This window comes from Clostridium oceanicum, assembly GCF_039521385.1.
GTDB classification, from domain to species: Bacteria; Bacillota; Clostridia; order Clostridiales; family Clostridiaceae; genus Clostridium_F; species Clostridium_F oceanicum.
The window spans coordinates 551342-569575 of record NZ_BAAACG010000008.1 but is presented as its reverse complement, the minus strand read 5'-3'; the positions used below and the strand labels follow the sequence as shown (position 1 = coordinate 569575).

Here is an 18234-nt window from a genome sequence, read left to right as displayed (position 1 = left end):
AGAATTTTATATGGGTAAACTTTATGTTATAGGAATAGGTCCAGGTAGTATAGAAAATATGACACTTAGAGCAAAAAAAGCTTTAGAAGAAAGTAATATTATAGTTGGATATAAAAGATATATAGATTTTATTAATCCAATAATTCATGAAAAAGAAATATATACTACAGGAATGAAAAAGGAAGAAGAAAGATGCAAAAAAGCCTTAGAGCTTTCAAAAGACAATATTGTATCTATTATAAGTACTGGAGATTCGGGAATATATGGTATGGCAGGACTTATATTAGAACTTAATTTAGATAAGGCTTTAGATATAGAAGTAATTCCAGGAATAACAGCATCTTCAGCAGCTGCATCAGTTTTAGGAGCTCCACTTATGCATGATAATTGTAATATTAGTTTAAGTGATTTAATGACTCCTTATAGTCTTATAAAAAAGAGAGTAGAACTTGCAGCAGAAGGAGATTTTGTAATATCTTTGTATAACCCTAAAAGTAAGGGGAGACCTTTTTATTTAAAAGAATCTATGGATATAATAAAAAAATATAGAAAAAAAGATACACCAGTTGCTATAGTTAAAAATGCTTTAAGAGAAGGACAAGAAATTCATATGTATACTTTAGAAAATTTTAAAGATGATTTAGCAGATATGCTTTCTATAGTTATTATTGGAAATAGCAGTAGTTATGTGAAAAAAGATAAGTTTATAACCAAAAGAGGATATAAGGTAGGAGAGTAATTATGATTGCATTAATACTTGGCACAAAGGAAGGTAGGGATATCCTTTCTTTATTAAATAAATTTACTGAGGATCTTTTTATATCTACTGCTACAAAGTATGGAGGAGAAATTTTAAAAGATTATAATTTTAAAATAATGAATGATAAACCTTTAAACAAAGATGAAATGATTAATGTATTAAAAAAAAATAAAATCAAAGCTTTAATAGATGCATCTCATCCTTACGCTTTAGAGGTTACAAAAACTTGTATGGAAGTTTCTAAAGAACTAGATATAGAATATATAAGATATGAAAGACCTTCAGTTTTAAAAGAATTTAAAGGTGAAGATAAAGTTATAACTTTAGAAAGTTATGAAGATTTAAAAGATGCAATATCAAAAATAAAAGGGAATATTTTAAATACTTCAGGAAGTCGTAATATAGAAAAAATACTAAATTTAAATTTAGAAAATAGGATAATTCATAGAATACTTCCATCGGTAAAAGTTCTTCAAAAGTGCTTAGATTTAAAAATTAAAGTTGAAGATATTATTGCTATAAAAGGACCTATAACTAAAGAGTTAAACGATGCTTTTATAAAAGATTATAATGGAAAAGCTTTAATACTCAAAGACAGCGGAAAAGAAGGCGGAACGAAAGAAAAAATATTAGCTTGTTTAGAAAATAATATATATGCATTAGTTATAAAAAGAAAAAAAGTTTATTATGAAAATGAATTTAATGATGTAGAAAATTTAGTTTCTTATATAAAAAGCAATTATTTTTAATATAATAAAAATGAGGGATGTACATGAAAACAAGAAAAATAGTAATTATAGCTTTGTTTATAGCTTTAAGTTTCATAGGAGCAAATATAAAAATAATGGGTACTGTAGCTTTTGATTCTATGCCAGGTTTCTTGGCAAGTTTACTAATAGGACCAGTTTATGGAGCAATTATAGGGGCAATGGGACATTTTTTAACGGCTCTTACAAGTGGCTTTCCTTTAAGTGTACCAATACATATAATAATTATGATTGCTATGGCACTTACAATGTTTTTATTTGGAGCATTTTATAAGACATTTAAAAATCGCAATATATATGTAGCTATAGCTTTATCAACTTTAGTAGCAGTTGTAGTTAATGGACCTTTAACTATCTTTGCAATAGTTCCAATAGCAGGAAAAGGAATGCTTGCTATGATACCAGTACTTTCTTTAGTTGCTTTAATAAACATAGTAGTTGCACTTTTAGTTTATAAATTTATACCTAAAAAGGTTGTTAAGTTAGAAAAATAAAATTATAGTTTATTTGTGATTTAAAAGATTAATTTTAAAGAAATTAAAACCCTAGTTTAGATGGTTAAACTAGGGCTTCTATTTTTGAGTTTCATTTTTACTTTTTTCATCTTTTAATATTAGATAAAAAATAAAGAACAGGAATATAATTGATAGAATTATAAATAAGTCTGATACTGTTTTACTAATATTATTTGATATAATAGGCAAATCAAATAACCTTGCTAAAGGTAGGTAGAATATTACTAATAATCTATAGAGTTTTTTATCTTTAATGTATTCAATAATAAGAATAATATCTAATATTGTACATAGGGTTATAGGAATAATATAATTCAAGGTTGGAACTCCTTCCATATATATGTTTAATGTAAAAAAACATACAATTATTATAACATAAGGAATATTGTGTTATAATAACTTTTGTTATCATTTTAAAACAGAGGTGATTATATGATAGAAGTAATGATTTGTGATGATAATACTATGTTTAGAAATAATATTAGAAGAATTATTGAAAATACTATATTAAGAGAAAATTTAGATTTGAAAATAACAGTATGTACAGAAAATCCTAAAGAAGTATTAGAATATGTTAAAGAAAATAATAATACAGGGATCTATTTTTTAGATGTAGATTTAAAAAGTGAGATAAATGGAATAAGGCTTGGAGAAAAAATAAGAGATTTAGATTCAAGAGGATTCATAATATTTACAACAGTACATATGGAGATGAGTTATCTTGTATTTAAATATAAAGTACAAGCTATGGATTATGTAATTAAAGATGAAGATGGATTTAAAGAAAGAGTAAATAGCTGCCTTTTAAAGGCTTATAATACTTACTTAAAATCAGATTCTAAAGATAAATATATATCTATAAAAGAAGATTTTAGAATAATTAATATAAGACTTAAAGATATTTTATTTATAGAAACTAGCAGTACAGCCCATAAGATAAGAGTTCATGAAGAAAATAGGCAAGTTGAGTTTTATGGAAATCTTAAAGAAATACAAAAAAAACTTACACCAAATTTTTATAGATGTCATAAATCTTATATTGTAAATAAAGATAAAATTGGAGAAATAGATTTAAAAAATAATAAAATCATTATGGCAAATAGTGAAGAGTGTTATGTTTCTTTTAGATATAAGAAAGGTTTGTTGTAACTATTATGTTTAATATATTTAATTTAGTTAGTTCTAATGCAGTTTATATAAAAGAATTTACTCTTAGAAAGCTTATAACAGAAGCGGTTTTAGATCCTTTATCAGTAACTATTATTTGTTTTTCTTTAATATGTATTTTATATAAAAATAAATTAAAAATAGTGGATTTAATTAGATATTTTTTTATTTCATTTATAATTATTTTTGTTGTTAAAATAGGATCTTATCTTATTACACTTCCTTTACTAGCTATTGTTATAATTTCTGAAACTAAAAAGAGAAAATATAATGATTATAATATATTAATAATTATTACTATATTTACTGTTTGCTTTTTAAATGTTATATATGAAATGTTTTTTGATGGAGTATTTTATAAAGAAAATAATATTATGGTAGTTAAAAGTTATATAGCTAAATTTATAGTTATGGTTTTATTTGTATTAGTTATATTTAAGATTATAGAAGTTCTTTTTAATGAAAATAATAAAAAACTATCTTCAAGTAATATAAGAAATAGAATGATTTTAAGTATAAGTGTACCAATAGGTATAACTATAGCCCTATTAAGTCCTTTTGTATCTTCAAGAAAAAATCCTAGAATAGATTTTATAGTAGGGGAGTTTATCCCTATGGTAATACCTTCAATTTCTATGATATTTATACTTATAGTAATTTATAATTATGATAAAAATTTAGAAAAAGAAGTTCGTTTTAAAAGAGAAGTTGAAGAGAAAAAAAGAATAGAAGAATATGCTAGTATGGTAGAAAGTATGTATAGTGAAACTAGAAAGTTTAAACATGATTATGCTAATATGCTTATTTCACTTAAAGGTTATATGGATACAGATAATATGGAAAATCTTAAAAATTTCTTTTATAAGAATGTTATTAATATGGATAAGAATGTTAAATGGAATAATAGTAATGTAGATAAGCTTAAATACATTAAAGAGTCATCATTAAAAGCAATATTATCAACAAAAGTTATAAAGGCTATATCTATGAAAATAGATATAAAAGTAGAAATAGTTGAAGATATTTATAAAGTAAATATTAATTCAGTAGATTTATGTAGGATAGTTGGAATACTTATGGATAATGCTATTGAAGCATGTTTAGAATGTGAATTTTCAAAACTTTATCTTTGTGTTTTTAATAAAGGGGATTATGTAGCTATAGTAATAAATAATAATTTTTCTGGTGAAAAACCTATGATTCATAAGATATATAAAGAAGGATTTTCAACTAAAGGTAAAGATAGAGGATTAGGACTTTCAACAGTGAAAAAACTTTTAGATGAAAAATATAAAAATGTTTTTATAAATACATCTGTAGAAAATAATTTATTTGTACAGGAGTTATGGATTAAAAATAATAAAAAGACATCTTAAATAAGGTGTCTTTTTTCTTTACCGCAAATTTTTTTATCCTAACCGTAATTTAAAATATGTCTTAAGTTCTTTAGGATATAGCTTTGGAGAGATAAGATAAAACTCTAAAAAAAACTGATATTATTTAATCAAGGAAAGGGAATGAAAGGAGATTAAATAATGAATACAATTTTAGAGGTAAAGAATTTAACTAAAAAATATAAGGATAAAAAAGTTTTAGACAATATAAATTTGAAAATTTTTAAAGGTGATATTTATGGATTTATAGGCCCTAATGGAGCAGGAAAAACAACTACTATAAAAACAATTTTAGGACTTTTAAAACCATCTAAAGGTGAGGTCTATATAGAAGGAAAAAATGTTTTAAAAGAAAAAGAAAATAATCCATCAAATATTGGAGCGATGATAGATTATCCAAGTTTTTATCAAAATTTAACTGGGTATAAAAACTTAATGTTATATGCAAATGTCTTAGGTTTAGATAGTAAAAGGATAAATGAAGTTTTAGAAATGGTAAGTCTTAAAGATGCCAAAAATAAAAAAGTAAGTAGTTATTCTATGGGAATGAAACAAAGACTTGCTGTAGCAAGAGCTTTTTTATCTAATCCTAAGATTGTTATATTAGACGAACCTACTAATGGTTTAGACCCAGAGGGTGTAAAAGATATGAGAAATTTAATTAAAAAATTAGCCCAAAATGGTGATATTACTTTTATATATTGTTCTCATATTTTAAATGAAGTTCAAAATTTATGTAATAGAGTTGCTATGATAAATAAAGGAAAAATAGTTAGGGAAGATTCAATGGACAATTTATTAAATAGTGATAAAGAGCAGTATAATATAACAACTTTCCAAAGAAATAAATTGAAAAAATTATTAAAAAATAAGGTCTTAAAAATGAAAGATATAGAAAAAGGATTATTTATTGAAATTAAAAAAGGTGATTTTAAAGTAGTTAATAAGATAATAGGAGAAGAAAATATTGAGATTATAGATATTTCTAAAAACAGTAATTCATTAGAAGATTATTTTATGAAGGAGGTAGGATTATAATATGATAAAAAGTGAACTTATAAAATTTTTCACTCCTTTTAAGATGATTATATATGGAGGAATTATACTAACTTTTATTTTAATAGCAGATGTTATATTTAAAGATTCAGGTGTTTTAAATCAAACATTGTATAGCTTTATTTTTGACAATGTAAAAACATTTATATTTGTAATTCCAATAATCTTAGCACCAATAGCTTCAGAAATTTTTACCCATGATTATGAATGTGGATGCATGAAATTCTTTGTTCTTTATAAAAAAAGAGAAAAAGTATTATTTTCTAAAATGCTTTCTTTATTTTTAATAACAACAGTATTAATAATTTTTACTTTTTTTCTTTTAACATTAACTTATATGTTCCTAAACTGGAGTACTTTTAATATTTCATTAGAAAACATATTAAAAGTATCAAGAATGGGAGGAACATTTTTAATTACACTAATTCCTATACTTCTTATATTTGTAATGATATCAATATTATTTAAAAATAGTTCCATTTTATCTTTGTTAGTATTTTTATTAGTAATAATGTCAGATTTTTTTCCGAAAGTTATAGGAAATATAACACCTAGAAGATTTTTATGGGAATTTGTATTACAAGAAGGACAAATAACTAAATTTTCTATTATATTATTTGTTTTATATATTATATTTTTTATGATTTTAGATATTAAACTATTTAGTAAAAAGGAGATGATACTTTGATGGCTAAGTTTTTAAAAAATGAGATTACTAAGTTAGTACATTCAAAGAAATTATATATATTAATCGGTTTTATTATATTTATGGCAATTTCAATATGTTTTATAATGAATTCTCAAGAAGCTAGATTAGAAAGTAATCCTAAAGAAGCACTAGAATATTCTAAAGAAATGCTTAATGATTTATTAAATATGAATAGCAGTATATTTTTAAAACAACTTGGTACTGAATTTATTTTCAGAACTGCAGCACCATATTTTGCATTCTTTATGATTGTATTTTCAATAGGAATATTTGGAGAAGATTTTTTTAGTGGAAACATGAAATTTTTTATAAGACTTCACAAAGATAATAGTAGTATTTTTAAAGCTAAAGTGTTAAGCCTGATTGTTTATTCTTTTTTAGTAGTAGTTTTAACTTTATTATTAGGATTTATAGTAGGTATTTTCTTCTTTGGGTTGAGTTTTAAAGGACTTTCACAAGTTATATTAATTTATTTATCAGCAATTATACCTATGGCATCTTGGGGACTTATATTTGGATTAGTATCTATGTATATAAAAAATAAAAATGTTAGTATAGCTCTTGGAATAGCAGTATCTATATTTTTAAGTATTTCAGATAAAACTACAATTACTAATAATTTTTCTCCCATTGGAGTTATAGGATATGTAGGAAGAGTTAGATTTGATGGAGTAGATTTTAAAACTCTAATTATTGGAAACTTAGTAGCTTTAATTTATTTTGTAGTAGCTTATTTTATAGGGAAAAATATATTTGAAAAGAGAGAATTTAGTTACTAATTTAAGTATGTTTCTAAAAAATTATTTTTTAGAAACATATTTTCTTCTATTATTTAATGAAAAAAATAATCTACTGATATATAATTTAAAAAGCTACATTTTATAATTAATCCTGAAACAATGGAGGAAGATTAATTATAAAAATGTAGCTTTAAATTAAGAGTTTATAAATATTAGTTTAGTAAGATATATTTTTATATTAATATATCTTTTTAATTAGAATAATTTTATTTTAAAATTTTTTCTTTTATTAATTTTGCATGTAATACTAGTCTAGCATCATCAAAATCATAAGCACAGGTGCTTAAAGTTATAATAAAATCATTATGGGTTAAACTTATATTTTTTTTAAGCAGAGAATTATTTTTTATTTTGTTTAAAAAGTTTTCATGCTGCTTTTCACTAACAAAGTTTATTTTTCTATAGTTTTCTGTACTTTTAGTTTTATATACAGAAAAAATTTCAAACTTTAAATTTTCAGTTCTAGTATTAAAAGTAATATATTTATTTTTCATAAAGAAATTTTTATTAGTAAATTTGTTTAACTCAGCAAACATGGTGTTAGATTTCATATTATGACCATAAAATATTATATTTTTATCTCTATTTTTAATGTTGTTAGTGATTTTATTTTTATAGTCCATAAATATAGAACCTGAATTGTTATTTTTTTTATAAAAATCTTTGTCTAAATAAAATTTATTATCTTTTCCCTGTACTACAGGAAAATTAATATTAGTATTATTGATTTTTAGCCAGCCCACAAAGTCAGGATTTTTTTTTACTAGTTCATCGAATTTATTTTTATGAGAATTTGTTGCATTTTTATAAGTTTTCTTAATATTTTTTAATAATTTATCATTAGAATAAATATTATAAAAATATTTAAAAATATATGAACTATTAATGATGACAATAGCAATAAAAATATACTTAATTAGTTTATATTTATTTTTCATAACTTTTTTTAATATTTAAAACTTTAATAAGGAATAAACCTATCAAACTTAAAGTTAACAGTACAATATTAACAAAAACACCTTTATCACCTGTTTTAGGATTATAATTTTTAATAGTTTTTACTATATTAGTTTTAGGTGTTGTTTTTTTAGGACTAGTAGTTACTTTTATTGGAATATCTTTTGTTTTAATAATTGGAATGTTATTTGTTGTTTTAGGTTTTAAAGTTACTAGTATAGGTTCAGTATTTTTCTTTTTTTTAGGTTTTAATATTTTTGATTTTATTATCGTTGGTATTGTAGGTACTTTTTGTGGCACTGGTATTTGTGTTTTTATTGTTTGTACTGGCAACATAGTAGGTACTGTTATAGCTGGTGGTAGAGGTTGTAATATTTGAGGCTTAGGAGTAACAAAAGTATCCGTCCAAGTTAATGGAGGAATTTCTTGAGGTTTAGGTAAAGGTTGTAGCATTTGAGGCTCAGGAGTAACAAAAGTATCCGTCCAAGTTAAAGGAGGAATTTCTTGAGGTTTAGGTAAAGGTTGTAGCATTTGAGGCTCAGGAGTAACAAAAGTATCAATCCAAGTTAAAGGAGGAACTTCTTGAGGTTTAGGTAAAGGTTGTAATATTTGAGGCTCAGGAGTAACAAAAGTATCCGTCCAAGTTAATGGAGGAATTTCTTGAGGTTTAGGTAAAGGTTGTAGCATTTGAGGCTCAGGAGTAACAAAAGTATCCGTCCAAGTTAAAGGAGGAACTTCTTGAGGTTTAGGTAAAGGTTGTAATATTTGAGGTTCAGGAGTAACAAAAGTATCCGTCCAAGTTAATGGAGGAATTTCTTGAGGGTTAGGTAAAGGTTGTAGCATTTGAGGCTCAGGAGTAACAAAAGTATCCGTCCAAGTTAATGGAGGAATTTCTTGAGGTTTAGGTAAAGGTTGTAGCATTTGAGGCTCAGGAGTAACAAAAGTATCCGTCCAAGTTAAAGGAGGAACTTCTTGAGGTTTAGGTAAAGGTTGTAGCATTTGAGGCTCAGGAGTAACAAAAGTATCCGTCCAAGTTAAAGGAGGAACTTCTTGAGGTTTAGGTAAAGGTTGTAGTACTTGAGGCTCAGGGGTAACAAAAGTATCAGTCCATTGTTTTGTTGCAGGAGTAAGTGTATACCATGGAATAGTATGTATTGCAGGTGTAAGTTCAGTCCAAGGTATAGATTCTTTTGCAGGGGTAAGTGGAATCCATGGTGTTGATTCTTCAGGTTGAGGCTCGATAACTTGTGGTTTAGGAGTAATTATTTCAGGCTGAGGTTCAACTACTTCTGGTTTAGAAAGTTGTAAGTTTTTAAATAAATTCCAATCAAATCTAAAACTATGCAGTTCAAATCCTTGACGTTGGTGTAAATTTTCAACTATTGCTTGACCATCTATAGCGTTACCTCTACCGGTCAAAGTAGCATTAGGAGCTAGAACGTTTCCTACTAATTCAGTAGATGAAAGATTAATTGTATCAGCATTAGGGAAAACCCATAATATTTTTTTAAATACTTGAGCAAGAGTATTCTTATTGTTTTTAATGAAGGTAGTGGTTAATCTATCTCCATTATATGTAAGTGTTCCAAAATTAAAGTTTACAGAGGATTGATTGGATTTTATTATTAAAAAATCTGAATTTTCCAAATTACCTAAGTCAATTGTATTGCCATTTTTAAGTTCATCAATATTATTTATATTTGCGATTTTAACCCTATCATTAGTAGGGGATTGAACTATTTTTTCATCAGTTGAGTTATTAGGAAAATTATCATATAATTTATTTACTTTTTGGATTGCAGAATTAATATCCCTTTTATACTCATCAAATGCATTTGTAATTGTTTGTTTAGGGAGTACTCTTATTGCTCTATGCATCCAATTAGGAAATATGTTTTTAAATTGTTCATTTGTTATTGTAACACTTTGAGCCATTAAATTTGAATTTCGGTTACTTGATTTAGAGAGAGTTCCACCAACTACTAATGCGCAATAATCATTTACAGGATATGGTATACCCATAACTGCTGATCTAGAGTCCATATACACAGAATAAGATTCTCCACTATTACTTGTTGGAGCATTTAAATTTCCTAATACTGCAACTGGACCTTCAGAGTCTGCATTTTCAGCTGACATGTTTCCAAAAACTATTCCATTGTAATGATTTATATCACCTAGTGTTGGGTGTGCAAATACTTTATTGTTAATTCCAAATGAAATCAAAATGTTTATTATTAATGAAATCAATAATATATTTGCTATGTTTTTTTTACTTTTGTTTTTCATGGTGTCATCTCCTTTTTTTAGAAATTAATATATTTATATAAAATAAACCCTATGCTTAAAATAAACATAAGGTAGGTTGCATCACTAACTCCATACATACAAGATGCCCAAATAAGTATGTATATCAAAGTTTCCCTGAAAGGATATATTATTTTTTACAAGTTAATATATTTATATAAAATAAACCCTATGCTTAAAATAAACATAGGGTAGGTTGCATCACTAACTCCATACATACAAGATGCCCAAAATAAGTACGTATATCAAAGTCTCCCGAGGTGTATATACACATTTTATAGATATTATAATAGCATGGTATTATTTTCTTTGCAAGGATTTTTTTATATCTGATAATAATATATTTATATACTAATAATGATATATTTATAAAATTATACTAGGAGGGTTAATTAGAATATTTTAAATAGGGTATAAATGAAAATGAAAGGATCCTATATAACTAGTATAAAAAAATATTTTTATATTTTTATATATGGTAAAATTATAATATAGGCTCATATTATAATATAAATATTTTAAACTTTAGGAGGAAAATATGAAAAATAAAAAAGCTATACTTGTAGTAAGTTTTGGAACAAGTTATAAAGACGCACTTAAAAACTCTATAGAAAGTACAGAGAATATTATAAAAGATAAATTTAATGATTATGATATAAAAAGAGCATTTACTTCAAATATGATAATAAGAAAAATTTTAAAAAGAGATAATATAAAAATAGATACTCCCAAAGAAGCCTTAGAAAAATTAAAAAAAGAACAATATGAAGAAATTATAGTACAGCCTTTACATATTATGTTTGGAGAAGAATATGAAAAAATAAAAACTGCAGTAAAAGAATATAAAGATAGTTTTAAATCTATAAAACTTGGAAGACCTTTATTATTTAAAACTAAAGACTATAAAATAGCTGTGGATGCATTGAAAAATCAAATGCCAAATAAAGTAGAAAATGATGAAGCAGTTATACTTATGGGACACGGAACAGAACATGAAGCTAATGCAGCCTATTTTCAATATGATTATTACTTAAAGGAATATCTAAATAGTAATATATACATAGCTAATGTAGAAGGAGTTCCTTCTTTAGATTCTGTAATACCAAAACTTAAGGGAAAAGATATAAAAAAAGTTTTATTAATGCCATTTATGCTTGTAGCAGGTGATCATGCAAAATGTGATATGGCAGGAGATGATGAAGACTCATTTAAAAATATATTAAAAAGTGAAGGCTTTGAAGTAGAGATATATCTTAAAGGATTAGGAGAAAATAAAGAATTTCAAAATATATATGTAAATCACATAAAAGATTCTATGGAAAATAATTAATGGTGACCGTTTATGGAATATAACAGTAAATATCCAGGGAGCTTTGGAGAAGTACTTCAAGGTAATTTTAAAGGAAAAGATATTTTAGTATCTTTTCCTATAAATTTATATACTAATGTTAAAATTTTTAAGAATGATTTAAAGAATCAAAATGTGAGAGTTAATAATTTAAATATAAATAATACTATAGAAACTAATAATATAAGAATTTTTAGAAAAAATTTTAAAAATAATAAGTTTAAAATTTTAAATAAAACTGAAGGCAAAATATATAGTAACATAAAGTATAGAAATAATTTTAAAGCTAGTATGTTTATGAAAAAAATCCTTGAAAATTGGGGATATAGTGATTTTTATAAAAAATTTCATATAGAAATTAAAAGTCAGATACCAAAAGGTAAGGGACTTGCTAGTAGTACAGCAGATATTTGTGCTACTTATAAAGTTTTAACTAAAATATTTAATAAGCCCTATTTAGAAGAAGAATTAACAAAATTTTCCCTAGAAATAGAACCTACAGATAGTATTATATTTGATAAATTTAATATATTTGATTATAAATATGGAAAATATAAAGAAGAAATAGGAGAATATATAAAATTTTACATACTTGCATTTGAAGGAAATAGAATAATTAATACTGTTAATTTTAATAAAAAAAATTTACCTTCTATGGAAAAAGTAGATGATTTAGTTCCCATTCTAAAAGAAGGAATTTTGAAAAAAGATATAGATAGAATATCTTATGTGTCTACTGAAAGTATAATTAGAAATTTACATAGAGTGACTTATAGTTATTTAGATTTTGTTATTGATTATAAAAATAGAACTTACGGATCAGGGATTATAGGAGCACATAGCGGAAATGCTTTAGGGATAATATATAAAGATAAAGAAACCTTAAATAAAGCATTGAAAGGGTATAAGCCCTATGGGGATTTGAGAGTATATCCTTTAGAAAGTGTTACTTTCAAATAACCTAATTTATATATAAGGTATATTTTTCACTTTTTATTTATTTGCAATTTACATATGAATAGTTAGATTATATTATTGGTTAAGTTAAGATTTTAATGGAAAAGAGGTAGATATGATGTCAGAGGAAAGAGGATATGTTCAAGTTTATACTGGAAATGGGAAAGGAAAAACTACAGCAGCACTAGGAATATCTCTAAGAGCTATATGTGCTGGCAAAAAAGTTTATTTTGGACAGTTTGTAAAAGGAATGAAATATAGTGAACTTAAAACTCCAGAACTTTTAGATAACTTTAAAATGCAGCAGTTTGGTCAAGATAAATTTATTTTTAATAACCCGGAAGAGGAAGATTATAGATTAGCAAAAGAAGCACTTTTAAAAATAAAAAATATTTTACAATCAGGAGAATATGATTTAGTTGTTTTAGATGAAGCAAATATTGCTATGTATTATAATTTATTTTCTCCTTGTGATTTAATAGATATATTAGAAAATAGAAATCCTAAAGTAGAAGTTATAATAACTGGAAGATATGCAAAGGATGAAATAATAGAATTTGCAGACCTAGTAACAGAAATGAAAGAAATTAAACATTACTATAAAAAAGGTGTCAAAGCTAGATGTGGAATAGAAAATTAAAAAATTATTACTTTAAAAGTAAGTAGAATTAATGTATAAGAATTTTACAAAATTTTATTATTAAAATTTAAAATTTTAAATGACTTACACTAAATGAATGATTTAGTGTAAATCATTTGTTCATCTAAAAGGATAAAAGTAGTTATTTACTAGATATTTAATAAAAAATATTTAATGAATTATGGAAATATATATTTTCTTACTTAAAGTCTTTTAGGTATTTTTTTAAATGTTCTTTTACTTTTGGAGAAGCAAAGGAAGCTTCTATAGAGTTTTCATAAATTTTTTTAAAATCCTCTAAAGTTAATCCTTGAACTTCATTCATGATATTATATTCTTTATTTAAGTCTGTATTTGATACTGTCATGTTATCTGTATTCATTGTAACTTTTATTCCGTCATCTAAGAATTTTTTAAAAGGATGAGAGGCGTAGTCAATAACTGCTTTAGTATCAATATTACTAGTTGGACACATTTCTAAAGGTATATTTAGTTTTTTTACTAAATTGTAAGCTTCATCACAGTCTTTTATATATACACCATGGCCTATTCTTTCTGCATGAAGTAATTTTATAGATTTAAGTACATTTTCACCAATGCCAGTTTCACCAGCATGTATTGTAATTCTGTAACCATAGTTTTTAGCTAAGTTTATTGCTCTTTCAAATTTTTCAGGAAAGTTCTCATTTTCACTAGCACAAAGGTCTACAGCTACAACTCCTTTATTTAAATATTTTTTTCCTTTTTCAATAACTTCAATTGCCTTTTCTTCAGATGAAATTCTCATACAGCAAAGTATAAGATTAGTTTCTATATCATATTTTCCTTCCGCTTCTTTCATTCCAGATAAAACACTTTCAACTATTTCTTCAAAAGTTAATCCTTTACTAGTATGAAGAAGAGGAGCAAATCTTATTTCTATATATTTTACATTAGATTTTGCAGCATCTTCTACTAATTCAAAAGATATTCTTTTTAAGTTTTTTGTTGTTTGCATAACTTCATTAGGTATTTGGAATTTTTCTAAGTATTCATCTAATGATTCACAGTTTTTTGATACGAAAAGGTGATTATTTATAGTATCTATTTTATTATAAAGATGTTCTAATTTATCTTCTTTTATTATATCTACTACAGTTTTTGCTCTAAGACATCCATCTAAATGACAGTGTAATTCTATTTTCGGTAATTTATTAAAGTTCATATTGTCCTCCTATATGTTTTGAATTTTACAATGTAAATATTTTGTATTGTAATTTTTTATGTGATAAGAAAAAATATTTTATATTCAAATCTTATAAAATATATAATATTTAAGATTTAATGTCAACTATTTTAAAAGAATATAATTAAAATTTTAAATAATGTGACATTTTACCTTTATATTTCATTGTATATATTAAGGAGAGGAATATTTAAATAAAGAACTAAGTATATATAAAGCCTTTCAGAGGTGAATGAAATGAAGAAATTTAAAATAAAAAATAAAAAATTTTGCACTATAATTTTGCTTTTTATAGCTGTTATTCCAACTTTCTGTACAAGCTTTTTATATAAAAAAATGAATAGTGATGAAGCTATAGATAAAATAATTAATTCTTTATATACTATAGGTAAGGATGAAGAAAAGAAAATTGTGAATAAATCCGATAGTATATTAAATAATTTAAACTTAATTTCTCATACAGAATGTGTTCAAACATTGGAACCAGAACATTTTGATGAATTGATTGAATTTGTAAAAGGAAAAAATAAAGAAGTATATGATGAAATACTGGTTATAGATAAAAATTATTCTATAGTTTATGGAAATAATTTTGATAGAGAAGTTATAAAAGAAAAAGAATGCGTTAAGTCTGCTATTAATGGACAGACAAAAATAACACCTTTAACTAAAAATGAAAAAGTTGAATATATAGAAATAGGAGTTCCTATTTTTAAGGAAGATAAAGTTATAGGATTGATATATTCTAAAGTTAATTTAAATTTTTTAAATGAATCAGTAATAAGTTCAAGATTTATTGATGAAACTACAGAAAGTTATATAGTTGATAAAAATGGGGTTCTTGTTACAGAATCTAGATTTGTACCAGATTCTGTAGGTAACTTAAGAGTTGATATAAAAAAAGTTAAAGCAAGTATAGATTATTCAAAACAAATACCCTATAAAGACTATCGGGGAAAAGATGTATATGGTGTATATTTTGATTTACCATTTAACGATTGGACTCTTATAGTAGAAGATGATCATGTTATTTCACAAAAAAATAATAAAGAGATAGTAAAAATAGGTGAAATAATGGCTATGGTAGAAGCTTTAATAATAGCAATAAGTAAAAAAGGATTAGATAGTTTAACTAAATCAATAGAAGAGGGAAATTATGATGAAAATCATAAGAAAGAATAATAATTTTAATTAAACAATTTAGTTAGTATTAAATTTATATATTTAAAAACTATGTTATAGCTTATAAAGATAATTAATAATTAAATTTAGTTATCTTTATTTTTTATTATTTGGTAAATTATAAATTTTTTAATAAATTCATTACTTTGTTTTTAGAAAAAACATATCATATTTTATTTATTATTTATTTTAATATCCCTAAAAGGTAAAATGAGTCTTACCTTACAAAAGTGTAACCCAAAATATTCAATTTATTATTAGAGAGTTATAGAGTAATTTTTTATTTAAAGGTATAATAAATATTGAAAAATACACAAGATAATTATAGACTAATACTTTAATTTATAAATGTTATTTTGGTAGGAGAATAAATAATGAATTTAGTTAAATTAATTATAAGAAATTTAAAGAAAAATATTTATAATTACTATTTGTATTTTATAGCTATTTTTACAAATGTAATGTTATACAATGTATTTCAATCTATAAGATTTAATAAGCAATTAAATGATTTTTTATATGTTCAGGATTCTGTTTTAGGAAATAAGAGTATATTTTTTGTGTTTTATTTTGCATCAATAATAATAACCTTATTTTCATTAATATTTATATGGAATTCTACTAATTTTTTTATAAGAAAAAGAAAAAAAGAGATAGGAACATATCTTCTCTTAGGTGTTAGAAGAAGACAAATTGGCTCTATGATTTTTATTGAAAATATAATAATAGGAATAGTAGCTTTATTAATAGGAACCTTTATGGGAACTATGCTAAGTAAATTATTTATTATGGTGTTACTTAGAAGCATAAATGTATACATGATAGTTAATTTTACCGTAAGTATAGAAGCTATAACCCATACATTTTATACTTTTGGAATACTATTTTTAATTATATCTATACATGGATATAGATATACATATAAATTTAAACTTATAGAATTTTTTAGACCTAATGAAACAAAAGTGTTCATTGAAAATTTGAAAAAAATCAAAACTATAATATTTGCAATATTGTCTATAATTTTTATTTGCATAAGTTATATTTTAGTTCTAAAAATATCTAAACCAAAGGATGTTCTTTTAGTGCCATTAGCATTAATTATAGGAATTATAGGTACATTTATGTTTTTTAGTAGTTTTCTTGTTTTAAGTATAAAATTTTTACGTAAAATCAAAAGATTTTATTATAAAAATACTAATTCAATAGCTATATCTAATATATCTAATAGAATAAATGAAGATAAAACTACTTTATCTATAATATGTTTATTAACTTCAATAACTATAATATTAGTTGGACTTACTATTACTTCTAATAAAATGATGAAAGGTTTTTCAAAAAACAGAACCACTTCATTTTCCTATGTATATGAATCAAATGATAAAAACTTAGATAAGGCAGTGGAAAAAATTATTTTTAATAATCATACCAATACAATAAAGAAATCTTGTGAAGCAGAATTTCTTAGGTATAAAACTAAGATAGATGAAAGTAAAATTTCTATGGAAAAGTCTGACCAGGGAAAATATACTATTGATATAATATCACAAAGCCAATTTAATAAAGTGGCAAAATCTGAAGGGTATAAAAATATAGTGGAAGTTAAAAATGATAAGAACGCTATAGAAGCTTTTCAAGATGGTAGAAAATTTAGTGGAAGCTATGATTTAGATATATTTGAAAAAAGTGAAAATCTAAAAGTTAATGGGGAAACAGATTATGATATTTTCCCAGGTAAATTTGCAGGATTAACTTATATAGTAACAGATAAAACTTATAATGAATTGTATAACAAAGATAATATAAGAAGATTAAAAGGTTACTTTTTAACTAATATTGAAGATAGTTACAGGGTTACAGAAGATATTAGAAAAATTATGCCAGCTGATTCTAAATTTTATGCTTTATATGATGAATATAAAATAATGAATATAAGTTTTGGTAGCTTTATATTTACAGCAATTTTTATAGCTATAGTATTTATTATTTCTACTGCAAGTATAATATATTTTAGAACTTTATCAGAGTCCTTTGAAGAAAGGCAAAAATATATTATATTGAAAAATATAGGTGCTAGTAAAGTTCAAATAAAAAGCTGTGTAAAAAAACAAATTAGAATAATATTTGGGTTACCTTTAGTGGTTACTTTATTTCATAGTATAGTTGGATTGATTGCTTTTTCAAAAATACTTGAAATTGATTTTACTGTATTAGCTAGTATTATGTTAGTTTCTTATTTATTAGTATATTATATATATTATATTATTACAGTTAAGTCTTATATAAAAATTATAAATACAAATAATTAATTGATATTCTATTTGATTTATATTTTTATTGGTTAGTAATTATTATATGTTTTTTAAAATTAAAATAGCTTATACATTTAAATATGTATAAGCTATTTTAATTTTATTTATTATTTATATAATAAAATTATATGTTTA

General features: G+C 23.9%; 16 protein-coding genes and 2 riboswitches. Of the genes, 13 read left to right on the top strand and 3 right to left on the bottom strand.

Annotation, left to right across the window (positions count from 1 at the left end; translation table 11 throughout):
* Positions 1-10 precede the first annotated feature (10 nt).
* From cobJ to ABDZ71_RS08690, 8 genes are all read left to right on the top strand, one after another.
* Positions 11-739 carry a precorrin-3B C(17)-methyltransferase gene (cobJ, locus tag ABDZ71_RS08725; RefSeq protein ID WP_343760818.1) on the top strand — a complete coding sequence of 243 codons (729 nt, stop codon included), beginning with the start codon at positions 11-13 and terminating at the stop codon, positions 737-739.
* Between the two features lie 2 nt (positions 740-741).
* Positions 742-1509 carry a cobalt-precorrin-6A reductase gene (locus ABDZ71_RS08720; protein WP_343760816.1) on the top strand — a complete coding sequence of 256 codons (768 nt, stop codon included), beginning with the start codon at positions 742-744 and terminating at the stop codon, positions 1507-1509.
* A 23-nt stretch (positions 1510-1532) separates the two neighbouring features.
* Positions 1533-2021: an ECF transporter S component gene (locus ABDZ71_RS08715; RefSeq protein ID WP_343760814.1), complete on the top strand. Its 489-nt coding sequence runs from the start codon at positions 1533-1535 to the stop codon at positions 2019-2021.
* A 453-nt stretch (positions 2022-2474) separates the two neighbouring features.
* On the top strand, positions 2475-3191 hold the full coding sequence (locus ABDZ71_RS08710) for a LytR/AlgR family response regulator transcription factor (RefSeq protein ID WP_343760813.1): 717 nt from the start codon (positions 2475-2477) through the stop codon (positions 3189-3191).
* Positions 3192-3196: 5 nt separating this feature from the next.
* Positions 3197-4585, top strand: coding sequence for a sensor histidine kinase (locus ABDZ71_RS08705; RefSeq protein WP_343760811.1), 1389 nt, complete (start codon positions 3197-3199; stop codon positions 4583-4585).
* A gap of 159 nt (positions 4586-4744) precedes the next feature.
* Positions 4745-5641, top strand: coding sequence for an ABC transporter ATP-binding protein (locus tag ABDZ71_RS08700; protein ID WP_343760809.1), 897 nt, complete (start codon positions 4745-4747; stop codon positions 5639-5641).
* A 1-nt stretch (position 5642) separates the two neighbouring features.
* A complete protein-coding gene (locus ABDZ71_RS08695; RefSeq protein WP_343760807.1) occupies positions 5643-6347 on the top strand; it encodes an ABC transporter permease in 705 nt (234 codons plus the stop codon).
* A complete protein-coding gene (locus ABDZ71_RS08690) occupies positions 6347-7147 on the top strand; it encodes a hypothetical protein (protein ID WP_343760805.1) in 801 nt (266 codons plus the stop codon). Before ABDZ71_RS08695 ends, ABDZ71_RS08690 begins: the two co-directional genes overlap by 1 nt.
* Before the next feature lie 227 nt (positions 7148-7374).
* On the opposite strand, the gene srtB is transcribed toward ABDZ71_RS08690, so the two are convergent.
* Positions 7375-8106, bottom strand: coding sequence for a class B sortase (gene srtB, locus ABDZ71_RS08685; protein WP_343760803.1), 732 nt, complete (start codon positions 8104-8106; stop codon positions 7375-7377).
* Positions 8096-10414 (bottom strand): collagen-binding domain-containing protein, encoded by a 2319-nt coding sequence (locus ABDZ71_RS08680; protein ID WP_343760801.1) that lies wholly within the window; start codon positions 10412-10414, stop codon positions 8096-8098. The genes srtB and ABDZ71_RS08680 overlap by 11 nt, the downstream gene beginning before the upstream one ends.
* A gap of 61 nt (positions 10415-10475) precedes the next feature.
* Positions 10476-10558, bottom strand: a riboswitch (cyclic di-GMP riboswitch).
* A 55-nt stretch (positions 10559-10613) separates the two neighbouring features.
* Positions 10614-10697, bottom strand: a riboswitch (cyclic di-GMP riboswitch).
* A 273-nt stretch (positions 10698-10970) separates the two neighbouring features.
* On the opposite strand from ABDZ71_RS08680, the gene ABDZ71_RS08675 reads away from it, so the two are divergent.
* From ABDZ71_RS08675 to ABDZ71_RS08665, 3 genes are all read left to right on the top strand, one after another.
* Positions 10971-11762: a sirohydrochlorin cobaltochelatase gene (locus tag ABDZ71_RS08675; protein ID WP_343760799.1), complete on the top strand. Its 792-nt coding sequence runs from the start codon at positions 10971-10973 to the stop codon at positions 11760-11762.
* 12 nt (positions 11763-11774) lie between these two features.
* On the top strand, positions 11775-12740 hold the full coding sequence (locus tag ABDZ71_RS08670; protein ID WP_343760798.1) for a GHMP family kinase ATP-binding protein: 966 nt from the start codon (positions 11775-11777) through the stop codon (positions 12738-12740).
* Positions 12741-12855: 115 nt separating this feature from the next.
* The gene (locus tag ABDZ71_RS08665) at positions 12856-13377 is read left to right on the top strand and encodes a cob(I)yrinic acid a,c-diamide adenosyltransferase (protein WP_343760796.1); all 522 of its coding nucleotides are present in this window, start codon (positions 12856-12858) and stop codon (positions 13375-13377) included.
* A 199-nt stretch (positions 13378-13576) separates the two neighbouring features.
* Here the strand turns inward: ABDZ71_RS08665 and add are convergent, their stop codons facing one another.
* The gene (add, locus tag ABDZ71_RS08660) at positions 13577-14581 is read right to left on the bottom strand and encodes an adenosine deaminase (protein WP_343760795.1); all 1005 of its coding nucleotides are present in this window, start codon (positions 14579-14581) and stop codon (positions 13577-13579) included.
* A 258-nt stretch (positions 14582-14839) separates the two neighbouring features.
* Between add and ABDZ71_RS08655 the strand changes: the two genes are divergently transcribed.
* Positions 14840-15784 carry a cache domain-containing protein gene (locus tag ABDZ71_RS08655; protein ID WP_343760793.1) on the top strand — a complete coding sequence of 315 codons (945 nt, stop codon included), beginning with the start codon at positions 14840-14842 and terminating at the stop codon, positions 15782-15784.
* Positions 15785-16158: 374 nt separating this feature from the next.
* A complete protein-coding gene (locus ABDZ71_RS08650; protein WP_343760791.1) occupies positions 16159-18096 on the top strand; it encodes an ABC transporter permease in 1938 nt (645 codons plus the stop codon).
* Positions 18097-18234 lie beyond the last annotated feature (138 nt).